This is a genomic window from Rhizobium acaciae, from assembly GCF_025941625.1.
Classification (GTDB): Bacteria; Pseudomonadota; Alphaproteobacteria; order Rhizobiales; family Rhizobiaceae; genus Rhizobium; species Rhizobium acaciae.
This window is the reverse complement of sequence record NZ_JAPCZO010000023.1, coordinates 32,304-49,784: the sequence shown is the minus strand read 5'-3', so window position 1 is coordinate 49,784 and position 17,481 is coordinate 32,304. Positions and strand designations below refer to the sequence as shown.

The following is a 17,481-nucleotide window of genomic DNA, read 5'->3' as shown; positions in this document are numbered from 1 at the left end:
GGATGGACGCACCTAGGACGGGCGTGGCTTGACCGATCCGACACCGGATCGAATTTTTCTTCAAGAAAAATTGCCTGGCGTAGTTCAACCGGGCATACCGTCGAACTGCGGAAGATCGAGCGGCCTTGCCCAGGCTAGCCGCCGCCTGGTGAACATTTCGACCCCCGGCTTGATCAGTTCGGGCCGGTCCAGGCTGCCGAGCGTTACGAAGACGAGGCCCGGGAAGCTCTCCAGGTTGCTGCTGAACAATCTTGCGCCGCAATCGGAGCAAAAGTTGCGGTCGAGCCCCTTGCCTGAATCGGCGATGTAATGAAACGCCTTCGGGCTGCCGCTGATCACCGTGAAATCTTCCTGCGGCACGGCGAAGAACGTGGCGGCCTCGCCGCCCGTCGCCCTCTTGCAGTCCAGGCAATGGCAGTTGGCGACAAAGTTCGGGTCGATGTCGAAGGCAAATCTCACTGCGCCGCAGGCGCATTGTCCCGTATATTTCCTGGTCATGTCACGTGCCTCCCATCCCGTGTTCGATTGGCTCTGCCTCGCCGTCGCGCGCAGACGTCGTCGAGACGCGCCTGCGGCCGGGTTGGCACAAGCCGAATGAGGAAATCTCGACCTCTCCGGGCAGCAATCGTTCCCAAGGGCTGAAGCGCTTACGCCGCGGCCTGCTTTCTCAAGGCATCAAGCAGCGTCCGGGCGCCCTGTTTTGACGAGGCCGGGTTTTGGCCGGTAATCAGCAGGCCATCCTGGACGACATGCACGCCCCAATCCGCCGTCTTCGAAAACTTTGCGCCCTGCTCTTTCAGCACGTCCTCGAGCAGGTAGGGAACGACTTCGACCAGGTGCATGGCCTCTTCTTCGGAATCGGTGAACCCCGTGACTGCCCGGCCCTTGGCGATAGGCTTGCCATCCGGCGCCTTCACATTCGTCAGGATTCCCGGTGCGTGGCAAACGAGCGCCACAGGTTTTCCCGCCGAAAGCATATCCTCGATGAGCGACAGCGCATTGCGGTCGTTCGTCAGGTCCCAAAGTGGGCCGTGCCCACCGGGGAAGAACACGCTGTCATAGTCCGCCTGCTTGATGTCGGACAGCCTCAGGGTGTTGGCGAGCGCAGCCGTTGCCGCCTGGTCCCGCTCGAACCGTCGCGTGTCTTCCGTCTGGAATACCGGCTCGTTGCTCTTCGGATCGAGCGGAGGCTGGCCGCCCTTCGGCGAAGCGAGCGTGATCTCGACCCCGGCGCCACGAAAAACAAAGTAAGGGGCGGCGAGCTCCTCGAGCCAGAAGCCCGTCTTCCTGCCGGTGTTTCCCAGTTGATCATGCGATGTGAGAACCATGAGAATTTTCATTGCTCAGTTCCTTCAAGCCGGCCGGCGGACAACGCCGTCGGCACCCGGATTTACGGTGAAATACTGCCTGCAGATCTCATGCTGAAACGGGAGAGGAGATAGAGCGGCTGCGCTGCGAAACAAGCTCTCCCCGCGCGGTGTTTGCTAAATTGCTTTAGCCGAAGCCTACCAGACAAACGGAGGTCGCCCGCGACATCCGTTCGCTGGGCTGAGCTGGCAGATGTCTCAGGGGCATTTGAAAAGCCTGACCGGCTTTCCCGGTCCGCGCCGGATGATGCCCTTGGCTTCCAGATCCAGTTGAACGGCCTTCAACCACCATCCGGCCTTGGCGGCGCCCGGGAATTCGATCTCGGAGAGATGCGGCAGGATGGCGATGTTTGCCTCTGCCACGGTCAGTCCGGGTGCCTGCGCGGGGAGTACGGCCAGCAGAGCGTGGCGCATTGCCATGTATTTGGCCTTGTTGACCCGCTCCGTATGGTGCGGCGAGGTTATGCTTACAATGAGGATTTTTTCGTCATCAGGCATCGATAGCTCCTTTGACAGTGATGTCGGGTACTTTGAAGCCCATCGCAATCCACGCGGTGAGAAGTTTGCCATAGAAGCCAGCCGTCGCCAGTGCGCCGGAAGGCACGTCATCGGGCACACTCGCGCGATCGGGCGCATTCTGGGTCATCGTGCGCAATTGGAGGGGTGGAAGCTCGTCCTGCTTCCAGAGATTGCCGTAGAGGCTAAGCCAGTGACCACCCTTGAACTCCAGAAAAATGGGCGTGTTGCAGCAGGACGCCAGGACACGTCGCGTTGACGCGTTGGGTCCGAGGCGGAATTCCTGCAGGTTTTCGGTTCCGGCCAAAAGGCTGATCCGATCCTTGCGATAAAGCACGTAGCGCGTACCGCCATGGATCGTCCGGATCGCCTCCGGCAAGGGAAGCGACTCCAGCCTTCCGGCCGCGTCACTGCAGCTCTTGCAGTGACATTCCGCGCTGATGATCGGGGCGCCTTGCACCTCAAGGTGAAAGGTTCCGCAGGCACACGTCAGATGGGATGTCTTGTCGTTCATGACATCGCTCGCTGTTGAGGGATCGCTGGATAGTCGCCAAATCAAACTAGACCGTTTAGTTCCGCTATAAGAACTAGACGGTTCAGTTTGATCGTGTCAAGTAGGGTTGAAGCGGAGATCGAGAATGTTGATACCGGGTATGGAAGCGGACCTGGCCCAGGGGCGGGCCGGCACTCGTTCGGAGCGCAAACAGGCGGCGATCGTCGGTGCCGCGGCCGAAGTCTTTCTGAGCACCGGTTATGCCGGAGCCAGCATGGACGAGATCGCCAGCCGGTCCGGCGTGTCCAAGCAGACGGTCTACAAGCACTTCTCCAGCAAGGAGGCGCTGTTCGTCGCGGTGCTCACCCAGATGATGGGAGAGGCAGATACCGCCGTTCACACCGGCCTCCCCCAGGTGGAGAACCGCGCTCAGCTGGAAGCCTATCTCCTTGACTACGCCGTCCGCCAGCTCACCATCGTCCTGACGCCCGGGCTGATGCAATTGCGCCGGCTCGTGATTGCGGAGGCGCAACGCTTCCCGGAACTCGCCAAGCTGCTTTACGCGCGCGGCCCTACACGGGCGCTCGAGGTCATGGGCAGCGCTTTCGAACAATTGGCCGGCAAGAAGCTGCTGCAGTTCTCCGATGCAACGGTAGCCGCATCACAGTTCAACTGGCTGGTGATGGCCGACCCCATCAACCGGGTCATGATGCTGGGCGATGCGGCCATTCCGACGAAGCAGCAGATTCACCGCCACGCTGAGGCGGCCGTCACCACGTTCCTGGCGGCATTTCTGCATCCGGATAAGCGATGAACCCCACCGAAAGTCCGGGTATCACAGCGGCAATGACTTGAATTTTCCGCACGTGCCAACGGGCCGGTGGTCACAAAGCCGCCGCTCAATCGTCAGCAAATCGCCCCGTTACCGCCGCACCGTGCCCTCTTAAAGGTTCCATCGTCGCGACCTCGCCCGGCCTTTGAGGGCTGAGCGATTGACCGAGGCGGTCTTGCTGCCAATCAAATCATGCACTTGAAGAGGAATGAATATGATCACTCGTTACACATCTGTCGCAGCATTGAGCGCGACAGTCTTCAGTCTGCTTGCTTTCAGCCCGGCATCCGCTGTCGACATGGCCCAGGCGCAACAGCAGCCGGCACAAGCGCAGCCGCCGGCACAGGCGCAGCCGCCGATGCAGGGACAGCCCGGCGGCAACGGTGCGACGGCAGCCGTCAGCGATCAGAAAATCGAAGCCTTCGCCGTTGCCTATCTGCAGGTCGACAAGGTGAGACAGGAATATTCGGCCAAGATCGGCGCGACGAAGGACGAGACTGCCAAGCAACAACTGCAGGAGGAGGCCAAGAAGCAGATGGTCGACACCGTCCAAGCTTCTCCCGACATCTCCGTCGAGGAATATTCGTCGATCCTGACGGCCGCGCAGAGCGACCCGGCTCTGGCCAAGAAGGTACTGGAAAAGATCGGCACGCCGCCGCCGGGCCAGCAGCAGCCACAGCAGGGCCAGCAGCAGCCGCAGCAATAGGCTGCGCGCGCGTAGTAAGTCGCTACGAATAGGCAGCGGATGTCTTGTCGTTCGCGCCGGCAGCAGTGCCCGCCATTTGCCGGGCTCTGCTTTCCATCTCGGCAGTCGACGACGGGATCGGCTAGAACAGGATGACGAAAACCGCTCACACTTTTGGGCATCATGCTCTGGTTCAGTACTGCGACCCGCTCTTATTGTTCAGGTCGTGCCGTTCGGTGCCAGTCAGCGGCGGGTTGAAGATGCTGACGAGGACGAGATCCTGATCCTTGCCGCCGCGCAGATAATGCCGGTCGTGCTTGTCGAGCACGTAGATGTCGCCGGCGCGGATCGGAAAGACGTTGCCGTCCATGTCCTCCACTTCGCCCTCGCCCTTGATACAATAGCAGGCCTCCAGGTGATTGCGGTACTGAAGCAGGGCCTCGCTATTGGCGCGAACGACAGTATGGCACACCGTAAAGCCCATGCCGTCGTCTTTGGTCAGCAGCCGGTGGCTCGTGCCGTTGCCCCAGTCGACGAAACGCTCGGTGAGCTCCACCTCTTTCAGATTTCTGACGAACATCGCCAATTCCCTTGATAAATTATTGAAGGTGCAGTGATGATTCCTTTTCATCGCCCGCAACAATTAGCTATTGAAATCACTGGCATTTTCAAATGATGATTTCTGCGCCATCTGTGAGGAAATTTTACAAATGCAATTGCCGCCGCTAAACGCTTTGCGCGCTTTCGAAGCCACGGCTCGCCTGATGAGCCTTTCGAAAGCGGGCGACGAGCTGCACGTCACTCATGCGGCGGTCAGCCATCAGATCAAGCATCTGGAAACCTGGCTCGGCCGCAAGCTGCTGCAGAAATCGGGCCGTGGCATTACGCTGACCGCCGCTGGCGGCGAATATTACCGGGCAGTCTCCGGATCGCTGGCGGCGATCGCGCATGCGACCGGCAATATGCGGCGCGATCACGACATGCGCGCCATCACCGTCGGCTGCATTCCCTCAATCGCATCGCGCTGGCTCGTTCCGGCCCTGCCCTCCTTCCAGGACAGCGCCCCCGATCTCGACGTCAGGATCGTCTATGCCCGCGCCGAAGAACGCTTCGACGACGAGAGCCTCGACGTGCTGATCACCATGGGCGAGGATCTGAGCGGCGGCAGGGAAAGCCGCCTGCTCTTCTCCCGCCGCAACCAGCCTGTCGCCAGCCGCCATTACCTTGCCAGACGCAACTGGACGATCGACGACGTCTCACTCGCCGGCGCCGATCTGTTGCACGACGAATCCGTCGATGGCTGGAAGGAATGGTTCCGCAAGGCCGGCGAGAAAGCGCCGGAGCCGCTTCGAGGCCCGATATTCCAGGATTTCAACATGCTGGCGACGGCGGTAATTGCCGGCCACGGCGTGGCGCTCTGCCCCGTGGAGGTGTTCCGCCGCGAGATCGAACGCGGCGATCTGCTGGTGCTTTCCGGCATCGCGACGGCAGAAAACCAGGGCTATTACGTCATATCGAACAGCTGGGCGAAAAAGCCGGTGCGCCGCTTTATCGACTGGTTCATGACTGAGTGCGGATCGGGCGCGTGAGATCTCGTGCCCGCAGCCCATCGAAGGGTCGCCGCCGAGATGATGGATGCAGACAGGTCGCAATGATAAAGACGTGTCATGAGCCCATTGCACCGCCAGCCTGCTTTTTCAGGACGGAAGCTTCTCCACAGAGATCGACGGGCGTGTCGCGGGCGTGCGATCAACCGTAAAGCATGAGCCTAGTCGAAGGGTTTAAAGAGTGAGCAAGCCGAATTATCGGGACATCGCCCGCCAAGCCGGAGTGGGAACTGCAACGGTCGAGCGGGTGCTGAACGGACGTGGGGGTGTTCGCCCCGAACTGGTCGAGAAGGTCATTTCCGCCGCACGCCGCCTGAATTATCCGCGCAAGCTTCCCGAGACCCATCGCGGTCTCCTCAGGATCGAGGCGCTGATGGTTCGTCCTGATACGACCTTCTACCGTCGCCTTTCGCATGCCTTCGAAAGGATCGCTGCGACACTCGACCCTTTGGTCGTCGTCCATCGCAGCTTCGCCGAAGAGTTGAATCCGGAAGGGATTGCCCGACGCATCCTGTCCGCCGGCCTTTCACGTGCTGGACTGATCCTTGCCGTGCCGAGCCATCCGGTCATCGCCGCCGCGGTGGAAAAGGTAAATGCGCAGGGTTTGCCTGTTGTGCACGTCGTGACCCGCGCTTCCGAGCGCGTCGGAGAATTCATCGGTATCGACAATCATGCCGCCGGCCGGACGGCCGCGCTCTACATCAGCCGAATGGCCCTTCGGACCGGGCCTGTCGCTGCAATCTGCCATCCCATCTATCAGGTGCATCGCGATCGGATCCGCGGCTTCTCGGATTATTTTCGTGAACATCCTGCCGGTTCCAGCTTCGAATGGCTGGGATTCGGCGGCGATGAGGAGCACTTCAGCGCCGATCGGTTGTGGTCGGCACTGGAGATGTATCCCGGCCTTGCCGGTCTCTACAATGCCGGAGGCGCCAATTCCGCTTTGATAGAGGTGCTTCGCCGACACCCGCGGGGCCGCGACGTGTTCTTCGTCGGGCACGAATTGACCGAATACACGCGTGCGGCCCTGCGCGACGGTATCATGGACATCGTGCTGGATCAGGCGCCGGAGGCGCAGGCGCGGCGTGCGCTCGACGTCATCCTACGCCGCATCGGCTTGACCGAAATCGAGCCGGACCGGGCTCCGATCCACTTCATCACCATCACCAAAGAGGGGCTTTGATCTAATCAGATCAAAGAAGCCTTCGGCGTTCGGAAAGCCCCCTGCTACTTTCGCGTCAGGAGAAGATCCGGCGCGGGAAGAACCACACCGGACCAAGGCGCACAGGCGCTCTCCTCGCCAGAGATATGTGTGCGGGCACGGGGACCTCCGGCGCCCGGAGGAGATGCCATGGATGATCTGAAATTCGGCAAGCGCAACAAGCGCGGCGACTGGGCGCCGAACCAGCCAATCGAGACCGCACCGGTTTTCGTCTTCCCTCCGCGGCTGACGGCGATCCTGAAATGGTTGCCGCACTACTTCCTGCCCTGGAACCTGATCTTCGCGGTGTCCGCGCTCGCCTATTGGGCCTGGGTCATTCCCTCGACCGACACGATGAAGACGCTGAGCCTTGGTTGGATCGCATGGCTCTATGCCGTCAACGCCATCTCGGTCTTCCTGTTCTACGGCGCCTTCGAATTGCAGCTCTACGTTTTGAAGCGGCAAGAAAACCGCTTCAAATACAACGGAAAGTTCCCGGCCGAAAATAAGAGCAACGCCTTCTGGTTCGAAAGCCAGAACCTCGACAACATCCTGCGCACTTTCCTTTCAGGCGTCGTGATCTGGACCGCCATCGAGGTCGGGATGCTCTGGGCCTATGCCAACGGCTATGCGCCGTGGCTCAGCTTCGCGGAAAATCCGTGGACGCTCGCCTGTGTCGCGCTCGTGGTGCCGATCATCCACGAGTTCCATTTCTTCTGCATACACCGGCTCATCCACACACCCTTGCTCTACAAATGGGTGCACTCGGTCCACCATAATTCGGTGAATCCTTCGCCCTGGTCCTCGCTGTCGATGCATCCGATCGAGCATCTGCTCTATTTCGGAACGGCGTTCTACCATCTGCTGCTGCCCTCCAACCCGATCATCATGCTCTACCAGCTTCACTATGCGGGTTTTGGGGCAATTCCAGGCCATGTCGGCTTCGACAAGGTCGAGATCGGCGAAGACAAATTGGTCGATAGCCACGCCTACGCTCACTACCTGCACCACAAATACTTCGAGGTGAACTACGGCGACACCCTGATCCCGCTCGATAAGTGGTTCGGCACATGGCACGACGGCTCTCCCGAAGGCGAAGCACAGATGCAGGAACGCTACCGCAGGCGGAAGGAAAAACTCGCGGCCCACAAGGCTCGCCTGGAAGTCGGAGGAGCCGCCGAATGACCTGGGTTTCCGCTGGCAAACTTGACGATATCGAACCGGAAGGGGCCATCCGCTTCGACCACGGCGGGCGCACCTATGCGGTCTACCGTGGGCCGGACGACAGCGTCTACTGCACGGCTGGGCTCTGCACACACGAGGCGATCCATCTCGCGGACGGATTGGTCATGGATTTCGAGGTGGAATGTCCAAAACATTCCGGCGCCTTCGACTACCGCACCGGCGAAGCCCTGAGGCTTCCGGCCTGCGAAAACCTGAAAACCTATCCGGCAGAGGTGATCGACGGAGAGGTGCGCGTGGCCCTCGGCTAGATCCGGATGATTTGGGCCGGATCGGCCTAAAATCTGAATCCGCATTTAAATCAAAGAGGTAGAGCATGATGTTATCCGAAAACCCCTCACACTTTTCGGCATCCTGCTCTAGCGCCACGCATATCGGACAGGCCCGATGGGCCTCCGGATGCAACCGGGTGGCCCGGCGCCCCAAGGGAGGATGATATGAAATCAATCTGTATGGCGGCCGTTCTGGCTGCATTGATGGCCGGCACTGCGGCGGCCGAGACGATCGGCGTTTCGATGCAGAGTTTCGACAACAACTTCCAGACGCTGCTGCGCGAGGGGCTCCAGGCAAGAGCATCCAAGCTGAACGGCGTCAGTCTTCAGATCGAGGATGCGCAGACCGACGTTTCCAAACAGCGCAGTCAGGTGGACAACTTCATCGCTTCGGGGGTGGATGCCATCATCATGACGCTGGCGGATACGTCTGCCGCCACCGGCATCAGCGAGGCGGCCCGAAAGGCGGGAATTCCGCTCGTCTACCTCAATCTCGAGCCGGAAAATATCGATCGGCTGCCAGAAAAGCAGGCCTATGTCGGCTCGAAGGAAACCGACTCCGGAAGGCTCGGCGCCGCGGCCGCCTGCGAGCTGTTGAAGAAAGAAGGCAAGGCGAACGATGCACAGGCCTACATATTGATGGGCGACTTGGCCCATCAGGCGTCGCGCGACCGCACCTCGTCGGTCAAGGAAACGCTGGCGGCCGGCGATTGCAAGGGCGTGACGATAGCCGACGAGCAGTCCGCCGCCTGGACGCGCACCAACGCAATGGATCTGACCACGAACTGGATCACGGCAGGTCGCCCGATCGACGTCGTCTTCGCCAACAATGACGAAATGGCGATCGGCGCGATCCAGGCGCTCAAGGCATCCGGCGTGTCGATGGACCATGTGATCGTCGTCGGCATCGACGCGACACAGGATGCCCTGGCCGCGATGGCGGCCGGTGATCTTGATGTAACGGTATTCCAGAACGCCAAACAACAGGCGGCGAGCGCCGTGGATGCAGCCTTCGCGCTGGCACACGGCAACACCGTCGACAAGGAGGTCTGGGTGCCTTTCGAACTGGTGACGCCCAAGAACATGAAGGAATACGCCAAGAAGAACTGACCTTCCCCGGCCGGCGCATCGATCATGTGCGCCGGCCCCCATTTTCACACGGAGCAAACATGGACGGTATCGTCATCATCGGTGCGGGCGAATCCGGCACCCGGGCGGCTTTTGCGCTGCGCGAAGCGGGCTATTCCGGATCCGTCACGCTGGTCGGAGCCGAGCCTCATCTGCCCTATGAACGGCCTCCTCTGTCGAAGACCGTGAACGGTGCGGTGCAGATGAAGCTGATCTGCGGGGCAGCGGCGCTGGAGGCGACCGGTATCGCCTATATCGAGGGGGTGTCGGCATCGAGGCTGGATACCGACGCCGGAACGGTGACCTTGAGCGACGGGCGACAGTTGCGCTACGAAAAGCTGCTACTGGCGACCGGCGCACGGCCGAGACGGCTGACATGCCCCGGTGCAGAGCATGCGCTCGACTTCCGCACGCATGCCGACGCCGAAGCAATTTCTTTGATGTTGCGCCGGGCCGGAGCGTCGCAATCGTCGGCGCGGGTTTGATCGGGATGGAACTTGCATCCGTGCTTCGCGGAAAGGACGTTGCGGTCAGCGTGATCGAAGCCGCGCCGAAACCTTTAGGCCGCGCCGTCCCTGGCCGCTTTGCCGAAAAGCTGCATGCCAGACATGTTGCCGAAGGTGTGCGCTTTCATCTCAAACTCGGCGTTGCGGCAGTCGGCAACGATCGTATCACCCTGACCGATGGCAGCGTGATACACGCCGATCTTGTTGTCAGCGCCATTGGAGTTTTGCCCGATATCGCTTTGGCGGAAGCGTCAGGACTGGCGATAGGCAACGGAATTCTGACCGACACCCGTCTTCGCACCAGTGCACCGAACGTGTTCGCGGCAGGCGATTGCGCGGCAGTGGCCCAACCCGGCGGAGGACACATCCGCTATGAAAGCTGGCGGAACGCCAGGACGCAGGCCGAGACCGCAGCGCGGAACATGGCCGGTGCCGCTGAAGCTTTTATCGCCCTCCCCTGGTTCTGGTCCGATCAGTACGATCTGGGCCTCCAGGTGGCGGGACTGCCGCAGCCGTCACAACAGAGCGTCCTGCGGTCGGTAGCGGAGGGCGAGCTTGAATTCTATCTGGACAACGGGCGCCTCGTGGCCGCGGCGGGCCTCGGCATCGGCAATGGCCTGGCCAGGCACATCAAACTAGCCGAGATGCTGATTGCCGCAGGTATCAGCCCCGATCCCGCGGAATTGGCCGACCCCGGGATTAACCTGAAAACGCTTCTGAAGAGCGCGAGGGCGGCCTGATGCAGAGGCTGCTGATCTTCCAGTCGCTCTGGGCCATGGAGCGCCGGCACACGGATCGGTTCGAGCGCGGTCTCGACGAGAACATCGCGATGATCTCCGAAGCGGGGTTCGATGGCATCAGTGCACACTATACGAACCGCCGGGATGTCTTTCGCTTGAACGACGCCATCCGGGGCACCGGCTTGAAGATCGAGGCAACCTGCTTCCCCCGCTGCGTCGAGGATTTACGCCTGCCGCTGGAACTTGCCGCCGAGTATCCGGTCAGCCACATCAACCTGCAACCCGATATCCGCCCGCGCCGTATCGAGGCCTGCCTGCCGCTTCTCGATGGCTGGATGCGGCTTGCCGAAGATGCAGGCACTCGCGTATTCATCGAAACGCATCGCGACAGGATGACCTCGGACCTTCTCTTCACATTGGATCTGCTGGATCAGCGTCCCGAACTACCGCTGCTGGCCGACCTGTCGCATTTCCTGGTCGGCCGCGAATTCGCATTTCCGATCGATGAGGAGAACCACACGCTCATCCGGCGCATTCTGCAGAATGCCCATGCATTCCATGGCCGGGTCGCCTCGTGCGAGCAGGTGCAGATCGAGATCTGCTTCCCGCACCACCGGCCCTGGGTCGATCTCTTCCTCCAGTGGTGGGAATACGGTTTTCGCAATTGGCGATCACGCGCTGCCGATGACGCCGCGCTGGTCTTTACCTGCGAGCTAGGCCCCAAACCCTACGCAATCACCGGCAGAGACGGCAACGATTCGACGGACCGGTGGGCGGAGGCCCTGACGCTTCGGCAGATGGTGCGCGAGCTGTGGGCCGCCACGGCCTGAGCAATCTAGGACCGATCCGTTCCTCTCGTCTGAATCCCCCTGGCTGCCGTTTCCGAGGGGTGACAATTACGACGGTTTGCCACGCAAATAGGCTTTGGATCTTCCGGTAATAAAGCCGGATGTAACGGATAGGCCAGTGCTGCCCGCCCACACCCCGTCAGCGAGTTTGGCAGAGGTTTGGGGTTGTTAATCAGAAATGCCTAATGTAAATCTCAGCGTGCACAAGTTGTGTGGGAGTCGAACTGCTACGATATGTGGTTAGGACATTTGGCTAGGGAGAGCCTCGGACATGCGGAAAATTCGTGCGGCCCCCTCGGCCCTCGGACAAAAGGAGGCAAAAGCTTCGAGCTCGATCGATCGGCTTTTGTTCTTTGACCGCGACTTCAATCCCGTCGAGAATTTATTGGGCAATGAGCTGCCTCCCTCTGTCAAACCAGCAGCGTCGTTTTGGGAGCATTTTCCAGAATTGGACAAATCGGCGATTACGCTCGCCCTCCGTTCATTGGGCGACAGTGCCCAGCCTCTGCGAATATCGGGGGATCTTGGCGCGCCAGGGTCGCACGGACTGACGATCTATCGGATCGGAGATCTGTTTGCCGTGGTTCGGTCCGAGGAATCTGTCGACGATGAGCGCGCAACCCTTTTGCATCTGGCCACCCACGATCCGCTCACTGGACTGCCGAACCGACGCCAGTTCAGCGAGGACCTCGCTGTGTTGTTGCGGGAGACCGCGGGCTCGAACGAGGCTCTGTCCCTGATGCAACTCGATCTTGACGATTTCAAACCCGTGAACGACACGCTTGGGCATCCGGCCGGCGATAAGCTTCTTCAGCTCGCTGCAAGCCGCATTCAAGGGTGCCTTACCAGGGACGACAGAGCCTATCGACTGGCGGGTGACGAATTCACCGTCATATCACGGGGCCCGGGACATCCCGCCAAAGGACACCAGTTAGCAGAAGCTTTGGTTGATGCATTCAAAAAGCCCTTCACGATAGATGGCATCGCGCTATTTGTCGGTGCCAGTATCGGCATATCTGCTGCTCCACCGGACGGTACAAGTCCGGAGCAGCTGATGAAAGCGTCCGACGTCGCACTCTACGCCGCGAAGAAGGACGGGCGCGGTCGTGCAAGACCGTTTGATCCCTCAATGCTTGAGTTACTGGAACAACGCGAACTGCTGCGTCGCAGCCTTCGCATGGCCTTGGTCCAGCAACAATTCTCTATTGAGTACCAACCCATCGCCGAGGGCGGCAGCATTGTCGGCTTCGAAGCATTGCTCAGATGGCACCACCCTCTACTTGGAAAAATCCCACCAACGGCATTTATTCCGATGGCCGAGGCCGATGGAATAATGCCGGAAATAGGGGCATGGGTTTTGGAGCAGGCATGTCGCGAGGCAATGAAGTGGCCGCAGAACTACATCGTAGCGGTCAATTTGTCCGCGGCTGAATTCTTGACAAGCGGCCTCACTGATCGCGTATCCCAAACGCTGGACTTGATCGGGTTGCCGCCAGACCGTCTGGAGCTTGAGATAACCGAAAGCGTGCTGCTTGAGCGGACCGTCAATAATATCGACACCCTGAATACGCTCAACGTGCTAGGGATACGAATCTCGCTTGATGATTTCGGGACCGAATATTCTTCGCTCAGCTATCTGAAGACATTCCCGTTCGACACGATCAAAATCGACAAATACTTTATCACCGACCTCGAAAGCGATCTGAAAAGCCAGGCAATCGTCCGCTGTATCGTTAACCTCGCACATGACCTCGACATGCAGGTGACAGCCGAAGGGGTAGAGACGCCAGGTCAGGCGGAATGGTTGCGCAGTGTGGGCTGCGACAGACTTCAAGGCTATTTGATCAGCAGGCCGCTTCCGGTCCAGGCGATTGGCGAGTTCATCACCCGGGCGGACACATCCGTAAGCCCAGCGCTACCACAGTGAACAACCGATTTTCGCCGTGCCTTTAGCTATCGCATGCATCAACCTGACGCCCCAGGCAAAAGAAGGGAGGGTTTATTGGAACAGGAAGCAGCTAGCTTCGATGACCATGCATTTTCGCCGATGGTATCGCTGGAACTGAACGTTGCGATGTTCAAATCCCGATGGCAGTTTTGCGACAAGATTACGGAATATCTCTCAGACATTCTCGGCCAAGGTCACAGCGATCCCGCTCGATATTCCAATTTTCTTTCCGTCGCGACGAACGAGCTCATCGAACTTGCCTTCCGTTCGACGAGCGAGCTGGGAAGGATCAGTTTCAGTCTCTACCGGAACGCGACATTCAATCGGCTGAGAATTACGTTTCCGTGCGAGGAAGCATCTAGCCGAGAGCACACGAGTGCAAGAGCAAGCGAACACCAGCCTGTCCCCGGCGCCGGCTCTGGATACGTGGTGATGAAGTCCGACGGGACGGTTTTGCTTAGTGATTTGGCAGCAATATTCCGCGCCACGATCCGAATTGAGAAAGACGGCAGACAAGGGATTCAAATCATTGCGGATTTCCCCTCGGTCGAGGACTTCCAATGAGCCTGCTTCCCCAACCCTTCACTGTTCATTTTGATCCGACAAATCAGGAGCTGTTGCTGTCTGGCAAGATGCGCCCCGAAAGCGCCGCTGAAATCACCGACGCCCTCAAGCTGGTGCAGCAAAGTTTGGAAAAATACAGCGGGGTCGTTTACGTCAATGTCAAACGTCTGACCCACATCAATATGACTGCCTTCGCGGCCCTGGCCGATATACTCACGGCAAGTTGCCGGATCAGACCGGAACGGAAGATCGTCATCATTACGTCGAGCGTGGTGGCATGGTCGACCTCGCTATTCCAAACGCTGTCGGCATCACAACCAAGCCTGTCGGTCGAAGTCTACGATTCGGCGTTTTATCCGGGCCAGAGCTTTGTCGAGGATGAGACTTTCATTCCCATTCTGCGCACCCAGACGAAAATGACATGGAGGCACGAACGCGAACTGTTGCCTCGCCACGGCCTGCGCAGCGGTCTTGTCATCGCGGACATCTGTTGCGGAATTGGTGATTTCGCCGCCCTGGTTCAACGGGAATTTAAACCGGCACGCCTTGTCGCGCTGGATCATTCCGTGCGCAGCCTCGAATATGCCCGCAGGGTCGCGGCCGACTTCGATCTGCAGGGAATCGAGTACACCTATGGTGACGCTTCCCAAATGCTGCTGCGAGACAATCAATTTGACTTTGTGACCTGCCGACATTCGCTGCAGATTTTCGACCGGCCCGAGATGCTGCTCAGGGAGCTTTACCGCATCTGCAAGCCTGGCGGCCGTGTCTACATCACCAACGAAAAAAACTCGCATTGTCTGGGCGAACCACATGCTGAATCCATAAAATGGACTTACGAAGAAGTCGCCAAACTGTTCAGGCACTTCGACATGGATGTCGAGATGGGGCCGAAAAGCCGCCACCTCCTCGCCGACGCGGGCTTCGATAGTATCAAGGTCGATTCCTTCATGGTCACCAATCTTGACGGGGATCCCCAGGACTTCGCAGACGTCATCGAAGCTTGGGAAAATGTCTACGCGGGTGAGATGGCCGTTCGACGGGGCGACTCATCAGATTTCATTCGTAGGTTCCGGCAAGGATTCAAAGATCATGTCTTTGCTGCTCTTCATCCCAAGGGTTATGCAGGCTGGCCGATCTGGGCAGCTTCCGGCCGAAAGCCACTGTGATGGACAGAAGCTCATCGAAAAGACCGGCAAGACTAGGTTCGTTTCGGGCAAAGTTCATCTTGGTTGTCGGTGGAGCTGTCCTCTTTGATCTGCTGGTCAGCGGCGGACTGGCACTTTGGAATGTTCAGAGGCTGTCGCGCGACGCCACCCTCGAAGTCGGGCAGGGTCTGGAAGCGGCAAGCCAGGAATACATCCGCACATATGCCGATTCCACCGCAGCACAGGTGAGTTTGCTTCTGCGGCAGGTTCATAGCGACGTCGGCACCCTGGCAGGTGTGCTCCAGGCGCAAATCGACGATCCCGAGCGTAATTCCGATGTCGGTGCGGCGATCGCGCGCACATCGCCTGGTAGCGTCAGCCTTGTTTACGACGAGAAGGGAAAATGGTCTCAGAACCTGCCCGGCTCCGCTTCGGTTGTGAGCGTCTGGGGTTACTTGCTCGGACCTGACCATCGGCCGAAACCCGACATCCAGCGCGATCTAGAGACGAGCGCGGTTCTCGACATCGTTGCGCCGAGCCTGCTGCAGCACGGCGCTTCCAAGCTGCAGATGTACTACATCGGACCGAAAGAACGGCCAATCTTCAGGACGGCGCCTTACACCGACCAGGCTCAGACCTTCGATCGCCTTTATTCGGGGCACAACGAAGCCGATTTCTGGGACTTCTTTTTCCCCGGGCTTTACGAGTCCTGGCAGAGCTGGGCCAAGGACGCGAAAACGCGGCCGGTCGCCGACGATATCACGCAGACCGCTCCATATACCGATGCCATTACCGGAAAGCTGATCGTCAGTTTCTTTCATCCATTGTGGACAGCCGACCGGCAGGATGTCGCCGGGACGGCTGGCGCGGACATCACACTCGACCAGCTCGCGCAGATTGTTGAGAATGTGAAAGTGGCCCAGTCCGGCTTTGGATTTCTCGCAATGTCCGACGGAAACGTTGTGGCGATCAACAGCACGGGAGAAAAAACCCTCGGTCTGCGTTCTGCGAGCGATGCGAGCGGAGCCAGCGCCTTGACCGGCCTGGAGCGCTCCCTGAAGGGAAGCTCCCAGCCTGCGATAGCAAAACTGGCCCTTGATCGTGAACTGGGCATCCAACATTTGTTGTTGCAGCAGGAGGGAAACGAGGTCCCCTATATCGTTATCGTCAAGAAACTCCCCGCGACCAATCTCTGGTCCAGCGGCCCGGTTCGGCAAGAGGCGATGTCTCTTGGAGTGGTTGTGCCTGAACGAGAAATCCAGGCCTCCCTCTATGCGGCCCAGGCCAAAATTTCGGAAGCTACCAACCGGATCGTGATCTACCAAATCCTGGCGATCCTAATGTCACTGCTTGTTGTGGCTATAGCAGTAATTGCGGCTTCGAAACGAATAACGAGCGGAATCAGTGCACTTGCAGATGCCGCCAAACGGATTCAGGCGAAGGATTATTCGGTCAGGGTGGCCATAACAACCAAAGATGAGGTCGGCGAGGCTGGTGAAGCATTCAACCGGATGGCCGAACAGATCAGCTATCATACGGAAAATCTCGAGCAGCTTGTCGAAGAGCGAACAGCTCAAATCGAAGATGCAAAGGAAGAGATTTCGACGCTGAACGCACAGCTCCAGCGAGAAAATCGACGTCTCGGAACGGAACTCGCCGTCGCCGAGAGAATCCAGCTCATGGTTCTTCCGCTGCACCAGGAGCTTGAGGAGTTTCAGGCCCTTGAGATCGCAGCCTATATGAGACCTGCAGAAGAAGTCGGCGGCGATTATTACGACGTATTGAAGAGCGGAAATCGGTTGAAGATTGGCATCGGCGACGTCACCGGACACGGGCTCGAAAGCGGCGTGCTGATGTTGATGGTTCAATCCGTCGCCCGCGCCCTGCAGGAAGCAGGAAACACCGATGCCGTCAAATTTCTCACAGACCTGAACAGCGCCCTATTTAAAAACATAGTGAGAACCAAAATCGATAAGCACCTCACTCTGGCGTTTCTTGACTACGACGGCAAAGAGATGATCCTGTCGGGACAACACGAGGAAGTTGTCGTCGTGCGGGCGAACGGCGAGGTCGAGCGCATAGACACCATGGATCTGGGTATACCGATCGGGCTGGAAGCCGATATTTCTGCCTTCATTAAAACCCGTGAAATAAGCTTCGAGACGGGCGACCTCATACTCCTGCATACGGACGGCGTAACAGAAGCCGAAAACGACGCTGGAGAACTCTTTGGCATCGAACGTCTATCCCGCGAAGCACTGCGCTTGAAGGACCAGAGCGCTGAGAAAGTCGTTGCCGGAATTATAGCGACATTAATGCTCTTCATCGGATCGCAGAAGATTTACGACGACATCACGCTTCTCGCAGTGCGACATAGGTGAGAC

17 protein-coding genes and 1 pseudogene are annotated in these 17,481 nt (G+C 59.0%); 13 read left to right on the top strand and 5 right to left on the bottom strand.

The annotated features are described in order from the left end of the window. Positions 1-84: 84 nt before the first annotated feature. The 4 genes from OLZ32_RS29910 to OLZ32_RS29895 all read right to left on the bottom strand — a co-directional run bounded on the left by OLZ32_RS29910 (position 85) and on the right by OLZ32_RS29895 (position 2,397). Positions 85-498, bottom strand: a complete 414-nt coding sequence (locus OLZ32_RS29910; RefSeq protein WP_003540998.1) for a GFA family protein — start codon at positions 496-498, stop codon at positions 85-87. A 149-nt stretch (positions 499-647) separates the two neighbouring features. Next, on the bottom strand, positions 648-1,340 hold the full coding sequence (locus OLZ32_RS29905; protein WP_003541000.1) for a type 1 glutamine amidotransferase domain-containing protein: 693 nt from the start codon (positions 1,338-1,340) through the stop codon (positions 648-650). A 225-nt stretch (positions 1,341-1,565) separates the two neighbouring features. Continuing rightward, a complete protein-coding gene (locus OLZ32_RS29900) occupies positions 1,566-1,865 on the bottom strand; it encodes a DUF6958 family protein (protein WP_003541005.1) in 300 nt (99 codons plus the stop codon). Beyond that, positions 1,858-2,397, bottom strand: coding sequence for a GFA family protein (locus OLZ32_RS29895; protein WP_264399431.1), 540 nt, complete (start codon positions 2,395-2,397; stop codon positions 1,858-1,860). Before OLZ32_RS29895 ends, OLZ32_RS29900 begins: the two co-directional genes overlap by 8 nt. Positions 2,398-2,521: 124 nt before the next feature. Between OLZ32_RS29895 and OLZ32_RS29890 the strand changes: the two genes are divergently transcribed. Further along, positions 2,522-3,190 (top strand): TetR/AcrR family transcriptional regulator, encoded by a 669-nt coding sequence (locus OLZ32_RS29890; protein ID WP_264399432.1) that lies wholly within the window; start codon positions 2,522-2,524, stop codon positions 3,188-3,190. A gap of 226 nt (positions 3,191-3,416) precedes the next feature. Then, positions 3,417-3,914 carry a DUF4168 domain-containing protein gene (locus tag OLZ32_RS29885; protein WP_017988814.1) on the top strand — a complete coding sequence of 166 codons (498 nt, stop codon included), beginning with the start codon at positions 3,417-3,419 and terminating at the stop codon, positions 3,912-3,914. A 172-nt stretch (positions 3,915-4,086) separates the two neighbouring features. Here OLZ32_RS29885 and OLZ32_RS29880 read toward each other — a convergent pair whose 3' ends face one another. After that, the gene (locus OLZ32_RS29880; protein WP_003541014.1) at positions 4,087-4,473 is read right to left on the bottom strand and encodes an ectoine synthase; all 387 of its coding nucleotides are present in this window, start codon (positions 4,471-4,473) and stop codon (positions 4,087-4,089) included. A 130-nt stretch (positions 4,474-4,603) separates the two neighbouring features. Here OLZ32_RS29880 and OLZ32_RS29875 point away from each other — a divergent pair, with 130 nt between their 5' ends. From OLZ32_RS29875 to OLZ32_RS29825, 11 genes and pseudogenes are all read left to right on the top strand, one after another. Next, complete coding sequence (locus tag OLZ32_RS29875) at positions 4,604-5,482, top strand: LysR substrate-binding domain-containing protein (RefSeq protein WP_017988815.1); 879 nt, start codon at positions 4,604-4,606, stop codon at positions 5,480-5,482. 199 nt (positions 5,483-5,681) lie between these two features. Further along, positions 5,682-6,683 carry a LacI family DNA-binding transcriptional regulator gene (locus OLZ32_RS29870; protein WP_264424217.1) on the top strand — a complete coding sequence of 334 codons (1,002 nt, stop codon included), beginning with the start codon at positions 5,682-5,684 and terminating at the stop codon, positions 6,681-6,683. A 168-nt stretch (positions 6,684-6,851) separates the two neighbouring features. Continuing rightward, on the top strand, positions 6,852-7,886 hold the full coding sequence (locus OLZ32_RS29865) for a sterol desaturase family protein (protein ID WP_264399433.1): 1,035 nt from the start codon (positions 6,852-6,854) through the stop codon (positions 7,884-7,886). Continuing rightward, positions 7,883-8,194, top strand: coding sequence for a MocE family 2Fe-2S type ferredoxin (locus OLZ32_RS29860; RefSeq protein ID WP_003541022.1), 312 nt, complete (start codon positions 7,883-7,885; stop codon positions 8,192-8,194). The genes OLZ32_RS29865 and OLZ32_RS29860 overlap by 4 nt, the downstream gene beginning before the upstream one ends. A 186-nt stretch (positions 8,195-8,380) precedes the next feature. Beyond that, the gene (locus OLZ32_RS29855; RefSeq protein ID WP_017988817.1) at positions 8,381-9,325 is read left to right on the top strand and encodes a substrate-binding domain-containing protein; all 945 of its coding nucleotides are present in this window, start codon (positions 8,381-8,383) and stop codon (positions 9,323-9,325) included. Between the two features lie 59 nt (positions 9,326-9,384). After that, positions 9,385-10,589: pseudogene (locus tag OLZ32_RS29850) on the top strand (NAD(P)/FAD-dependent oxidoreductase). Beyond that, complete coding sequence (locus OLZ32_RS29845) at positions 10,589-11,419, top strand: sugar phosphate isomerase/epimerase (protein ID WP_264424213.1); 831 nt, start codon at positions 10,589-10,591, stop codon at positions 11,417-11,419. Before OLZ32_RS29850 ends, OLZ32_RS29845 begins: the two are co-directional and overlap by 1 nt. Before the next feature lie 289 nt (positions 11,420-11,708). After that, positions 11,709-13,364, top strand: coding sequence for a putative bifunctional diguanylate cyclase/phosphodiesterase (locus tag OLZ32_RS29840; protein ID WP_017988820.1), 1,656 nt, complete (start codon positions 11,709-11,711; stop codon positions 13,362-13,364). 75 nt (positions 13,365-13,439) lie between these two features. Then, positions 13,440-13,949, top strand: coding sequence for a hypothetical protein (locus tag OLZ32_RS29835; RefSeq protein WP_026159939.1), 510 nt, complete (start codon positions 13,440-13,442; stop codon positions 13,947-13,949). Beyond that, positions 13,946-15,118, top strand: coding sequence for a class I SAM-dependent methyltransferase (locus tag OLZ32_RS29830; RefSeq protein ID WP_264424211.1), 1,173 nt, complete (start codon positions 13,946-13,948; stop codon positions 15,116-15,118). The genes OLZ32_RS29835 and OLZ32_RS29830 overlap by 4 nt, the downstream gene beginning before the upstream one ends. Next, a complete protein-coding gene (locus tag OLZ32_RS29825) occupies positions 15,115-17,478 on the top strand; it encodes a SpoIIE family protein phosphatase (protein ID WP_029870461.1) in 2,364 nt (787 codons plus the stop codon). The genes OLZ32_RS29830 and OLZ32_RS29825 overlap by 4 nt, the downstream gene beginning before the upstream one ends. The last annotated feature ends 3 nt before the right edge of the window (positions 17,479-17,481 follow it).